Source organism: Halpernia sp. GG3 (assembly GCF_052976925.2).
The window spans coordinates 150,202-163,713 of sequence record NZ_JBRIIR020000010.1 but is presented as its reverse complement, the minus strand read 5'-3'; the positions used below and the strand labels follow the sequence as shown (position 1 = coordinate 163,713).

The following is a 13,512-nucleotide window of genomic DNA, read 5'->3' as shown; positions in this document are numbered from 1 at the left end:
TTTTAATTAATTAAAGCCGTTAAACAATTGAGTGCTTTTCCACTTTCCAGACTTTCTTTTGCTAAATCGAGACAACTTTCATAATCACCAAATTGCTGTGTGCATTCTAAAACTATTGCTGCGTTCGATGTTACTACGGCATTCTGTTCAAAACTTCCCTTTCCTTCTAAAATAGTTTTAAAGATTTTTGCACTTTCTGTTTTGGAATCACCACCTTGAATTTGATCAGCATCTATTTTTTTAAATCCCAGATCTTCCGGTGCAAATATTTCATCACCATTTTTAGTAATAATTTTTGTGTCTGCAGTTAAAGAAATCTCGTCGTAACCGTCCAAAGCATGCACCAAACTAAAATTTCTGTTTTGTTTTTGAAGTAAATATTGGTACAACCTGGCGATTTCTAAATTATAAACACCAATTACTGAAAATTCTGGTTGTGTCGGATTTACGAGTGGTCCCAGAATATTAAAAAAAGTTCTCAAACCAAGTCCTTTTCTTAACGGTGCAACAGTTTTTAAAGCGGGGTGGAAGAGTGGTGCGTGCAAAAAGCAAAGATTCGCTTTTTCTAAATCTTGTTTTAAATCTGCTTCATTATCTTTAAATTTATAGCCTAATTCTTCAAGAACATTAGACGAACCCGAAACTGTTGAAACGCCATAATTACCGTGTTTTGCCACTTTCTGTCCAGCACCAGCAACTATAAAACTTGCCAATGTAGAAATATTAAAGGTATTTTTTCCGTCACCGCCGGTCCCGACAATATCTGCTAAATTTTCGCCTAAATCTACCTTTACAGCAAGTTGCATTAAAGCCTCGCAAAAGCCTTCCAGTTCTTCCAAAGTAATACTTCGCATAAGGAAAACTGTCACAAAAGCAGTCACTTCACTATCATTAAATTTATTTTGTGCAATTTCTGTTAAGATTGCTTTCGCTTCTACTTTTGTGAGCGTATTGTGATTAAATAAATATTGTAATATCTCTTTCATTATTTTAAATCTTAATTCTTTAGAAAATTTTCTAAAATTTCTCTTCCTTTTGGCGTTAAAATACTTTCGGGATGAAATTGAACTGCCTGAATATCGTAAGTTTTATGCTGCAAAGCCATTATCATTCCGTCTTTATCAATTGCCGTTATTTCTAATTCATCAGGAAAATTTTCGGTAGAAATTGCCCAGGAATGATACCGTCCCGCTTCAAAAGTTTCAGGAAAATTTTTAAAAATCTGAGTGTTTTTGTTTAAAATTTTAACTTCAGTTGCAACCCCATGGTATATTTCTGAAAGGTTAATTAATTTTCCACCAAAGACTTCGCCAATTGCTTGCAAGCCCATACAAACGCCGAAAATAGATTTTGTAGGCGCATAAGTTTTAATTAAATCTAATAAAATACCAGATTCTTCGGGAATTCCGGGACCAGGCGACAATATAATTTTATCATATTTTTTGACTTCCTCCAAAGTGATTTCATCATTTCGAAAAATATCAATTTTCTCTCCCACGATTTCTTCAATCATTTGAACCAAATTGTAAGTAAAACTGTCGTAATTATCTAAGACTAAGATTTTCATATTTGTAATATTGTATAAAGTATAATGTACAAAGTAAAAAACACATTTTACATTGTACTTATTATATTTAATTTTTAAATTGATTCTGCTTTTATAATTGCTTTTTTCAAAGCGCCTAATTTGTTATTTACTTCTTGAAGTTCATTTTCAGCGGAAGATTTTGCGACAATTCCTGCGCCGGCTTGGTAAAACAAAGTGTTGTTCTTACTAAGGAAAGTTCGGATCATAATAGCTTGGTTGCAACTGCCATCAAAACCGACGAAACCTAAACAGCCGCCGTAATAACCGCGAGAGGTTTTTTCATAATCATCAATTAATTCCATCGCTTTGAATTTTGGCGCGCCACTTAAAGTTCCCTGTGGGAAAGTAGTTGCGATCATTTCGAAAGGATTTTGATTAGGTAAAACTTCTGCTGTCACTTCTGAAACCATATGAATGACGTGCGAGAAAAACTGAATTTCTTTTAATTTTGTAACCGTTGTATTTTTGCCGATAATGCTTAAATCATTTCGTGCTAAATCTACTAACATCGTATGTTCTGCGTTTTCTTTCGGGTCTTTTTTTAACAATTCTGCGGCGGCTAGATCTTCTTCTAAAACGCCTGTTCGTTTAAAAGTGCCCGCAATTGGGTGAATAATTGCTGTTCCGTCTTTAATAATGAGTTGACTTTCTGGTGAAGAACCAAATATTTTATAATCGCCGTAATCAAAGTAAAAAAGATAAGGTGACGGATTAATATTTCGTAAAGTGCGATACACATTAAAATCATCACCTTGAAATTTTTGTTCAAATCTTCTGCTTAAAACCAATTGAAAAACATCACCACGAAAACAATGTTTTTTGCCTTTTTCCACATTTTCCAGGTATTGCTCGTCTGTAAGATTAGATTTTTCATCGCCTACTTTTTCAAAAGGAAAAATAGGGGCGTTTTTTTGATTAATTAAATTTTCAATTTTTGAAATTTCAGATTTTAAACCTTTAATTTTATTTTCGATCAAAAACATTTCATCGTTAAAGTGATTAATGGCAATAATAAACTGATAAAACCGGTATCGTAATAGGGGAATTTTATTTTCTTCCGACTGTTCTTTAAATTTTATTTTATCAAAGAATGGAATGGCGTCATAACTTGTGTAGCCAAATAAACCTTGCGCCGATTTTCCCAAATCGTGATCGGGATTTTCACCATTGAAACATTCACAAAAATTTTGTAAAACCTCTATTAATTTTTCCTCTTTTAAATTCAGCTTAAAAGAAGGTTCTAAAGGGAATTTAACTTCCGCTTCATTGAAGTTTTTTATTTCAATTCCACCGATTGCATTCACGGCAATAAAAGAAAAATTATTCTGCGTATTTTGATTTCCAGCGCTTTCTAAAAGAACGGTGTCGCGAAATTGATCACGTAATCTCAAGTAAATTCCCACAGGTGTGAAAAGGTCGCTTAAGGTAGTTTTTACGGTAGTTTTATAATTAATTTTCTGAGAAAACTTCATACGGTAATATTTATTATTTTTTTTGGACATATGCTATCGCCTATCTTAATTTGTATTTTTAAACTACAATTACAAGTGGCGATTTCATAACTAATTTTAAATTTATTTGATTTTAAGACATAAAAAAAGACCTTAACATATCGCTAAAGTCTTATAAAATCTTAATTTATTTTTTTTAAAATTAAACAAAATAAATGTATTTCAGACCCGCGAAGAGTTGAAATGCCACCACCAATTTTTGTTTAAATTTTTCATTATTAATTCTAATTTTATCAGATTAATTGTGGCACAAATTTATAAAAGATTTTCGAAATAACTGAATAAAATATAAAAAATATTGTGCTTTGGCAAAAATTAACATTACATTTGAAAGAATTTAAAAATTAATTATTATGAAAAAATTATTCGTAGCGGCTTTTATCGGCGCACTAACGCTTACAGCATGTTCAAAGAAGACTGATGCAAAAGAAAGCAACACTATGATGGCAGAACCAGACAGCACAGCAATGATGTCAGATTCTACTAAAATGGCGCAGCCAATGGATTCTTCTGCAGCAGCAATGCCGATGAAAGCAGACAGTACAAAAATGGCTAAATAAATTTCAACAACTTTGTTATTTAAAAAAAAGGTCCTTCAATTTGAAGGACCTTTTTTTTTATTCTTCCACATTTTTAAGTGACATCAGGAGATGATAGGCACCTTTGGTGACAAATTTCTTTTTCTCGTCACCATTTTTGAAGTTTAAAAGTTCAGAAAAACCATTTTCCGAATTTCCGATAGTCACAGGAAACATTTTGTAAGTTTTCGGTTTTATTTCTTCAAAAATATACTGTTTTTCTTCCCAGGTAACGATTGCTTCCTCAGGAATTACCAAACCTTTTTCAGAATCTGCCTCCATTTCGGCATTCATAAAAGTTCCAGGTAACAAAGATAAACTGTTATCCACAAAATGACAATGAACCAAAACGCTTCGATCTGCATTAAAATCTTTACCGATAATAAAAACGCGTGCTTCGTATTTTTTTTTCGTATTTTGATTGGTGTATGCGAATACTTTTTGTCCCACAGCAATTTTACCCAAATCTTTTTCAAATACTTTTAAAGCCAAATGCAGATCGCCAGTATTAACGATTTCAATCATTTTATCGGTTGGCGAAACATATTGTCCAATGTTAATATTTACAGTGGAAACATAACCTGAAATAGGGGATATGACGGCAAAAGCACGTCGAATATTATTGGCATTTAAAGAATTGGGATTTATTCCTAAAGCAGCTAATTTTTGGGCAGTTCCCTTCATTATAATATTTTGATTTTGAGCTTCGTTAAATGCTTTTTGAGTGACTTTATCAGAACTTGCTTTGCTTTCATTTAAATCTTTTTGTCGGGAATAATCTTGGTTTGCATATTTAAGATTAGATTTTGCTAAAAGATAATCCTGCTGCAGTTGAACTAATTCCGGATTTTCTAATGTTGCTAAAGTTTGTCCTTTTTGTACATAATTCCCAGGCATAAATCGAGAAACTCTCACGTAACCGCCGCTCGGTGCAGATACACTCGCCATTCCTTGTGGTGGAACGTCGATTTGACCTGTGAGAACAATTTTATGAGCGATATCAAGTTTATCTAAATTTTTTGTTTCAATTTTGGAATTTTTAATTTGTAAATCTGTTAAAGTAATTTGGTTGCCATTGACTGAAGTCTTAGTTTCTTTTGCCTTTTCTTCTTTAGAACAGGACAAAATTAAAAGACTTGTAAATATTAAAAGTAATTTTTTCATTATTAAAAGTTGATTATTAAGAATCTCCGCCGATCATTTTAGAGGTAATTCCTTTTTTGTTAGTATTTTCTGCAATTGCGATTCCTGCAAAGTGCAAGAGTATAAATATTGGAGTCCAATACACAGCAAATTTATGCACTGTTTCTGATAAATTAATTAGAGATTCTGAACCTAAATCAAATTTTAAAATTGCGCCCGTTATTATTTGCAATCCAATCAACATATAAAATGCGAGATAGACAAAACCTTGAAATTTCTCTTTATTTGTATTAATTTTAGAAAATGGGTTTGGAAATTTTATTCCCTTTACAATCATATAGATTATTCTTGCTATAAATGCAAAAGTGATAACGTAGGCAAAATAAACATGCCATTTGAACATTGGCTCTAGCAGCGAGTGAAAGATTACGCCAAAACCTAATTTATCTAAATTTAAGTTTGAGATGGTTAGATTCTTTGTAACGGCAGTAGAAACTGCTTGTTTACTCATCCAATTCATTCTAAGAAATCCTGTGATAAATGTGACCAACATTCCCAAAGATAAAATCCAATGTAATAAACGATGTGCAACTGTATATTTTTTCATTTTAATTAATTTTAAATTATTGTTGGGTAAGAATATTTAACTGAATTATTTTCTCGTTCAGCATTTTTTGACTGTCAATCAATTTATTTTGAACGTCTAAACTTTGATTAATGAGAATTGACCATTCCAGATAATTAATTTCACCTTCAAAATAAAGTCTGTTCGCAGTTTTCATAATTATTTCTGCATTTTTCAAACCTTTGGTTTTGTAGTAATCCGTTTCACTTTTAAGCTTTTCAGATTCACCAAATAACATAACATATTGATTTTTGAGTGATCGAGAACCTATTTCGTAATTGTTTTCTGCAATGAGTTGATTAATTTTTTGCCCCTCAATAACAGATTTTTGAGCCCCGTTAAAAAGTGGAATTCCCAAACCGATCATTCCGGAATTAAAACGGGTTGATCTGTCATAAAACTTATTATCAGGACCATTCCCATAAAAGCTGGAATTAAAATAAGTGAAATTCACAGTTGGTAAAAGTTTGGATTTCTCAGCTTTCAATTTTGCTAATTCAATATTTTTTTGCTGTGCCAATTGTTTTAAAACGATAGGATTCCCCTCATAATTGAGATCTTGATTTTGAATATTTAAATTATAAAAATTTGAGCTTTCATTGCTGAATAGAATTTTATCATTAAGCAAATAATTAAATTGATACAATGAAACCTGTCTGTCTTTCTTAAGATTTTCTAATTGAATTTCGGCTTGACTTCTGTAATTTTCAGCAGTTGTTTTTTCAAGAATATTACTTTCGCCTTTCTTTAAACGAAGTTCTGCGCGCTGGTAGTAATTGATATATATAGAATCTGTTCTCAAAAGAAGTTTTTCTTTTTCGTTTTGATAATTCAATTCATTGTAAACTAAAGCGATTTGCTTTTTTAGTTGCCATTTTTGAACGTCTAAACTTAGCATCGAATTTTTCCATTCTTCTATTAATACCTGTTTGTGGCTGCTGTAAAAACCTGGTAATCTCAACGTTTGATTAACTGAAAATTTATTGTCGTTGTAGGCTGAATTAATTTGTCCCATTTCACCGGCAATATTCAATGGATCAACCACGGCATAAGAATTTTTAATTTTATCCTGGTAATCAATCTGAAGTTGACCGTTCTTTAAATTCAGATTGTTTTGAAAGGCTTTTTCATAAGCAGATTCTAGCGAGATCTGGGTTTGTGCTTTCAGTTGAATTCCTATCAATACTGAAAAGTATATTGTTATTTTTATAAAATGTTTCATTTATTTAATTTTTATTTGAATCATCGAAACTTATTTTTCGTTTTGAAAGCGGAAGACGGAAGTTATTGTCCCAAAAACACTTTTTATTTTATTCGTTATAACCATCTTCTTCATTAGTTATTTCCTTAATTTTTTGTCGTCCATCAGGAAAATGTTCTTCAAACCAAATGTAAATTAACGGTAAAAAATAAAGTGTTAGAAACGTAGCTAAAAGTAATCCGCCTATAACAACCGTAGCTAAAGGTCTTTGCACTTCTGCACCTTCCCCAGTACTTAGTGCCATTGGTAAAAATCCGAGTGAAGCAACAAATGCCGTCATTAATACTGGACGTAATCTGGTTTTTCCACCAATTCTTACAACATCTTTTAAATCTGAATGAATTAATTTTTGACGGTTAAATTCAGCGATTAATACAATTCCATTTAAAACTGCAACGCCGAAAAGTGCAATAAACCCAACACCGGCAGAAATACTAAAATTCATCCCTCGAATCCATAGGGAAAGTATACCGCCAATTGCCGAAAGTGGAATTGCAGAAAAAATCAACAGCCCATATTTTACAGAATTAAAAGCGAAATAAAGCATTAATAAAATCAGTAATAAACTGACTGGAACGGCAATCATTAAGCGGGATTTTGCCTGCTGAAGATTTTCAAAAGTTCCTCCATAAGTAATGGAATAACCCGGTGGAAGTTTAAAACTTTTATCGACCACTTTTTGTAAATCTTCCACCGTCGACTGAATATCGCGATTTCTGACATTGAAACCGACAATTATTCGGCGCTGCGCATTTTCCCGCTGAATCTGATTTACACTTTCTTTAAGTTCAACATTGGCGACAGAACTTAGTGGTATTTCAATTCCAGATGGTGTAGAAATTAGCAAATTATTGACGTCTTCTACATTTTTGCGTTGCTCGCCATCTAAACGAACGACCAGATCAAATTTCTTTTCGCCTTCAAAAACAGAACCTGTTGCTTGTCCCGCAAACGCAGTATTCACGATATTGTTCACGTCTTCTACATTAAGTCCGTGCTGTGAAAGTACTTCCCGTTTATAAGAAATAACAATCTGTGGCATTCCGGAAATCGGCTCCACATAGATGTTTTGAGCCCCATTTATGGTCTTTGAAATCGCACCTAATTTTTCAGCATATACTTTTAAAGTGTCAAGATTTTCTCCGTAAATTTTACAAACTACGTCTTGTCTTGCACCAGTCATTAATTCATTAAAACGCATGGCGACAGGATATTGAAAAGAGTAGGTGACGCCAATGATATTTTTCTTCAATTCCGCAGACATTTTTTCCGCAAGTTCATCGTAGGTTTTTGCAGAAGTCCATTCTGCGCGTGGTTTCAGAATTATCATCATATCACTGGCGTCAATCGGCATTGGATCGGTGGGAATTTCACTGCTTCCAGTTTTCCCCACAATTTTTTCGATTTCCGGGAATTTTTTTAATAAAACACGTTGTGAATGTAAAAGTGCCTCGGTAGAAGTTTTGAGATTACTTCCAGGTAAAACCCTTGTATCAACGGCAAAATCACCTTCTGGAAGTTTCGGAATAAACTCGCCGCCTAATCTTGACATTACAAATAAAGAAATGAAGAAAAGACCAATAATGCCAAAGAACACTAGATTTCTAATTTTTAAAACCATGTTTAAAGAACGGTGGTAGAAAGACTCTAACTTTTCCATCATTTTATCTGAAAAGTTTTTCTTGTGACTTATTTTTTTAGATAAGAAAATAGAACTCATCATAGGAATATAAGTTAGAGAGAGGATAAACGCGCCTAAAAGTGCAAAAATTACGGTTTGCGCCATTGGTTTAAACATTTTTCCTTCAATACCTTGTAAGGTTAAAATTGGTAAATACACAATTAAAATAATGATTTGGCCAAAAACTGCAGAGTTCATCATTGTACTTGACGATGTGTAAACCTCGCGATTCATCATGTCCTGAGAAATTTTCTGGTCATTTAATTTATTTAAATGTTTAAAACGGTGCAGAATTGCTTCAACGATTATCACGGCGCCGTCGACAATTAAACCAAAATCCAGTGCCCCTAAACTCATTAAGTTTCCGGAAACCCCGAAAATATTCATCATGATTATAGCAAAAAGCATTGCTAAAGGAATTACCGAGGCGACTAAAAGTCCTGCTCTGAAATTTCCTAAAAATAAAACCAAAACGAAAATTACAATTAATGCACCCTCCATTAAGTTTTTGCTTACCGTGCCGATTGAATTATTTACCATTTTTGTCCGGTCTAAAAATGGTTCTATTTTTACACCTTCCGGAAGTGTTTTTTGAATTTTTGTAATTCTACTTTTAACTTCTTTTATGACTTCATTTGAATTCGCCCCTTTCATCATCATCACAACGGCACCGGCAACCTCATCTTTACCATTGTAAGTCATCGCACCATAACGAATGGCTTTTCCATAGTGAACTTTACCGATATTTTTAATTAGAATGGGCGTTCCATCCGGTAAATTTTTGACAACAGTGTTTTCAATGTCAGGGATTTTATTCATTAAACCTTCCGTTCTGATAAATAAAACGCTCGGTCCTTTTTCAATATATGCGCCGCCCGTATTTTGGTTATTTTTTTGAAGTGCGCTAAAAACTTCGGTTATTGTAACACCCATCGATTTTAAAATGGACGGATTTATCGCAACTTCATACTGCTTTAAATTGCCACCAAAACTGGCAACATCAGCGACGCCAGGTGTTCCAAGCAATTGCCGGCGTACGCTCCAGTCTTGAATAGTTCGTAATTCCATTGGATCGTAGCGGTGTTCATACCCTTTTTTCGGCCGGACAACATATTGATAAATTTCACCGAGGCCGGTGGAAATCGGGGCCATTTGCGGCACACCTAAATTAGTAGGAATATCTTTTGAAATTTGTTGCAGTCTTTCTGCAACTTGTTGACGAGCTACCATTAAATCAACATCATCATTAAATACAATAGTAATAACGGATAAACCAAAACGTGAAAAACTTCGCATTTGCTTGATTCCCTGAATATTATAATTTATTTGTTCTAAAGGAAAAGTGATAAAACGCTCAATATCTGGCGCACCCAAACTTGGGGAAACTGTAATAATCTGAACCTGATTATCTGTTATATCGGGAACTGCATCAATTGGCAGTTTTGTAAGTTCGAATAGTCCATAGATTATTAAACCAAAAGTCATTAGGATGACGATCAATTTATTCTTTATAGAAAATTCTATGATTTTATTAAGCATTTAAATAGGATTTGTGTGCGTTTTCAGAATATAAAATTCTAAAAACACTGAAATTTGAGTACAACTTAAGGATTGTCAAACTTTACAATTTGACATTAGATAACACCATAGAGTGTTTAATTATATTTTTGGAGGTTCCCAAATTTTTGGAAAAATAGAAGGATAGAATTTTTCAGAATAAGAAAAATTAGTAGAATAATCAACGTAAATTAGTGGATATGGAGTATTAATAGAGGCCTTTTCAGGCGGAATATTTAATGTAAGAAATGACGTGAAATTATCATGCGTTTTAAAAGGTAATTTCATGTCATCTACATAATCCTTGTCTTTAATTTGCTTATCTAAATAGTGCATTTTAAAAAAAGCGTAAATCGTAATTGATGGATTTGCAATTTTATGCGTGATGTAGTGACTCACTAAATTTGGCAATTTCACAATTTGCCTTACCTCACAGAAAGAAGTTAGATATGTAAAAACCATAAAATAAAGAATCCATTTTTTCACGGTGTAAATTTAAACATAATAGTTCGAAAAAATTAAGAATTAATAAATTTGGAATGATTAAAAATAAAGGTAAATTATTTTATTAAAAACTTAAATTTAGTAAATAGTAGTGTTAAATTGAATCAAAGTTTCAGAATTGTCAAGATACTATTATCGTGAAAAAATCAGTAAATTTGCAGACTTAAAAAGTTATAAAAGATGCAATTATCAGAACAGGAAGTTATTCGCAGAGAGAAATTATCCAAATTAAATGCTTTAGGAATTAATGCTTTTCCCGCAGAAGAGTATAAAATAACGGAGAGTTCAAAATCAATAAAAGATGATTTTTCTGAAGGCAAAAAAGTAAAAATTGCAGGAAGATTAATGTCTAGAAGAATTCAGGGAAAAGCGTCATTTGCTGAACTACAGGATTCTTCTGGTAAAATTCAGGTCTATTTTAATAGAGATGAGATTTGTATGGGTGAAGATAAATCTTTGTATAATGAAGTTTACAAACACCTTTTGGATATCGGAGATATTATTGGAGTTGAAGGCGAATTATTTACCACACAAGTCGGTGAGATGACAGTTAAAGTAACGAATTTCACTTTATTGACCAAAACTTTAAGACCACTTCCACAACCAAGAACTGATGAAGATGGGAAAACTTACGACGCTTTTAATGATGCGGAACTACGCTATAGACAGCGTTACGTAGATTTAATCGTTAATCCGCACGTGAAAGAAACATTTTTAAAAAGAACCAAAATGTACAATGCAATGCGTCAGTTTTTCAATGACGCAGGTTATATTGAGGTAGAAACTCCTGTTTTGCAAGCGATTGCAGGTGGTGCTGCGGCCAGACCTTTTATGACGCATCACAATGCTTTGGACATTCCTTTATATATGAGAATTGCAAATGAACTCTATTTAAAAAGATTAATTGTTGGCGGTTTTGATGGTGTTTATGAATTTTCAAAAAACTTCAGAAATGAAGGAATGGACAGAACGCATAACCCGGAATTCACCGTTATGGAAATTTATGTAGCCTATAAAGACTACTATTGGATGATGGATTTTACCGAAAAAATGATTGAACATTGCGCTATCGCCGTAAATGGAACGACTGACGCGAAATTTGGGGATCATGAAATTAATTTTAAAGCACCTTACGCGAGAGTTTCTATGACGGAAGCGATCATAAAATACACAGGTTTTGATATTACCGGAAAATCTGAACAAGAACTTTTCGATTTTGCAAAATCGATCGGAATTGAGGTGAATGAAACGATGGGTAAAGGAAAATTAATCGACGAGATTTTTGGGGAAAAATGTGAAGCAAACTTTATTCAGCCCACTTTTATTACCGATTATCCGATCGAAATGTCCCCTTTAACAAAGAAACACAGAACACAGGAAGGTTTGACCGAACGTTTCGAATTAATGGTTTGTGGGAAAGAAATTGCAAATGCGTATTCAGAATTAAATGACCCGATTGACCAAAGAGAACGTTTCGAAGAACAATTAAAATTAGCGGAAAAGGGAGACGATGAAGCGGGACAATTTATAGATGAAGATTTCCTGAGAGCCTTAGAATACGGGATGCCGCCAACTTCTGGAATGGGAATCGGAATGGACCGTTTGATCATGTTTTTAACGAATAATGAAAGTATTCAAGAAGTGTTATTCTTCCCTCAAATGCGACCGGAAAAAGTTTTGGAAAAAGTAGAATTATCAGAAGATGATGAATTGCTTTTAAGTTTATTATCAAAAAATAACGGAGAAATGTCTTTGAATGATTTAAAAGAACAATCTAAATTTTCGGGTAAAAAATGGGATAAATCTTCTAAAAATTTAGCCAAAAACAATTTGATAAAAATTGAGAAAACGGAAGAAGGCGTGACTGTGGAAATGGTTTAAACTTTAAAAAATATCTAATAAAAAATCCTGAAAATTGACTTTCAGGATTTTTTATTTTATAAATTTAAAAATAATCTCGGGTTGACCGGCGTATTATTTTTATGCACTTCATAGTGCAAATGCGGTCCCGTTGAGCGACCTGTATTTCCAGATTTTGCAATCACATCATTTACTTTTACTAGGTCGTTTGCTTTAACCAAAAGTTCGGAAAGATGTCCATAAAGTGTATCTAAACCGTTTCCATGAGAAACAATTATGCAATTTCCGTAACCGCCTTTTACTCCAGAAAAAATAACTTTTCCAGCTGCAGCACATCTTACGTTAGTTCCATAAGCAACCGCAATATCTAGACCTTTATGAAACTGCATTTGATCTGCTTCGGGCGAAGAATTCCCAGTATTTTTTGCAGCGTCAGCATTTGATTTTCCAGAATTCACTAAACTGTCCTTTTGAATTGCTTTTGAAGTTGAAACTGAAGCCAACATTACAATTCTTGTCGGAATCGGATTGACTCTTTTCCCAAAATTAGAAGAAATATAGCCGTCAGTCGGTAATCCCAAAGGAATTGTTTGTAATTTATTTTGAAGATTTACTAAATATTTGCTGTAGTGATTGCTTTGGTTGGAAAGATAAACGGCATCTTCTAAACTGTCTTTTGCCAAGAAACTGATTGCATTATCTTCTACATTTTTTGAAATTAAAAATTGATGTAAATTTCTGATAGATGTATCAATTTGGCCAAGATCAGTTTTCATTTTAGAATAATCAATACTGTCTTTTTGAGTGCTTATCGGAAGTAAATTAACCTGATAATTTTTATCATTTCTTTCAGAATAAAATCTTGCAATTATAATGCTCTGCGAAAAAATTAAAAATAAAAAAACGCCTAAAAGTATATTTATATTTTTCTTTCTTTTTAAAAATTGTTTCATATTAAAATAAGAAGTTTGATTTTTTTAGATCGCAAAAGTAAATATTTATTGCAAGTAAAATTAAGATTTAACAAACTTTAGGATTTTTTTCAATAAAAAATTAATTTTTAAAACGTTAATATTCACAGAAATATCTTTTAAATACTTTTATTCTGTACAATTTAAATCAGATTTTCTAAACGTTATTTCGTGCAGGATTTTAATCATAAAATTTACGCGGGTTCAAAATTTAAAACAAATTCACTTAAATT

Annotated in this window: 11 protein-coding genes; 2 read left to right on the top strand and 9 right to left on the bottom strand. The window is 32.6% G+C overall.

Going from position 1 to position 13,512, the window contains the following annotated elements; genetic code table 11:
* Positions 1–2 precede the first annotated feature (2 nt).
* The 3 genes from trpD to ACVBED_RS05145 all read right to left on the bottom strand — a co-directional run bounded on the left by trpD (position 3) and on the right by ACVBED_RS05145 (position 3,060).
* Complete coding sequence (gene trpD, locus ACVBED_RS05155) at positions 3–986, bottom strand: anthranilate phosphoribosyltransferase (protein ID WP_473094611.1); 984 nt, start codon at positions 984–986, stop codon at positions 3–5.
* Between the two features lie 11 nt (positions 987–997).
* Complete coding sequence (locus tag ACVBED_RS05150) at positions 998–1,567, bottom strand: anthranilate synthase component II (protein WP_447119082.1); 570 nt, start codon at positions 1,565–1,567, stop codon at positions 998–1,000.
* A 74-nt stretch (positions 1,568–1,641) separates the two neighbouring features.
* Complete coding sequence (locus tag ACVBED_RS05145) at positions 1,642–3,060, bottom strand: anthranilate synthase component I family protein (protein ID WP_447119468.1); 1,419 nt, start codon at positions 3,058–3,060, stop codon at positions 1,642–1,644.
* Positions 3,061–3,452: 392 nt separating this feature from the next.
* Here ACVBED_RS05145 and ACVBED_RS05140 point away from each other — a divergent pair, with 392 nt between their 5' ends.
* On the top strand, positions 3,453–3,659 hold the full coding sequence (locus ACVBED_RS05140) for a hypothetical protein (RefSeq protein WP_447119080.1): 207 nt from the start codon (positions 3,453–3,455) through the stop codon (positions 3,657–3,659).
* A gap of 57 nt (positions 3,660–3,716) precedes the next feature.
* Here the strand turns inward: ACVBED_RS05140 and ACVBED_RS05135 are convergent, their stop codons facing one another.
* The 5 genes from ACVBED_RS05135 to ACVBED_RS05115 form a co-directional block, all read right to left on the bottom strand.
* A complete protein-coding gene (locus tag ACVBED_RS05135) occupies positions 3,717–4,841 on the bottom strand; it encodes an efflux RND transporter periplasmic adaptor subunit (RefSeq protein ID WP_447119078.1) in 1,125 nt (374 codons plus the stop codon).
* 16 nt (positions 4,842–4,857) lie between these two features.
* Entirely contained in the window at positions 4,858–5,427 is a 570-nt protein-coding gene (locus ACVBED_RS05130) for a cytochrome b/b6 domain-containing protein (protein WP_447119076.1), read from the bottom strand.
* A gap of 16 nt (positions 5,428–5,443) precedes the next feature.
* Complete coding sequence (locus ACVBED_RS05125) at positions 5,444–6,667, bottom strand: TolC family protein (protein ID WP_447119074.1); 1,224 nt, start codon at positions 6,665–6,667, stop codon at positions 5,444–5,446.
* A gap of 88 nt (positions 6,668–6,755) precedes the next feature.
* Entirely contained in the window at positions 6,756–9,926 is a 3,171-nt protein-coding gene (locus tag ACVBED_RS05120; protein ID WP_473094610.1) for an efflux RND transporter permease subunit, read from the bottom strand.
* 120 nt (positions 9,927–10,046) lie between these two features.
* On the bottom strand, positions 10,047–10,430 hold the full coding sequence (locus ACVBED_RS05115) for a hypothetical protein (RefSeq protein WP_473094609.1): 384 nt from the start codon (positions 10,428–10,430) through the stop codon (positions 10,047–10,049).
* 198 nt (positions 10,431–10,628) lie between these two features.
* Here ACVBED_RS05115 and lysS point away from each other — a divergent pair, with 198 nt between their 5' ends.
* Positions 10,629–12,329 (top strand): lysine--tRNA ligase, encoded by a 1,701-nt coding sequence (gene lysS / locus ACVBED_RS05110; RefSeq protein ID WP_447119070.1) that lies wholly within the window; start codon positions 10,629–10,631, stop codon positions 12,327–12,329.
* 56 nt (positions 12,330–12,385) lie between these two features.
* On the opposite strand, the gene ACVBED_RS05105 is transcribed toward lysS, so the two are convergent.
* Complete coding sequence (locus ACVBED_RS05105) at positions 12,386–13,261, bottom strand: M23 family metallopeptidase (RefSeq protein WP_447119068.1); 876 nt, start codon at positions 13,259–13,261, stop codon at positions 12,386–12,388.
* Positions 13,262–13,512 lie beyond the last annotated feature (251 nt).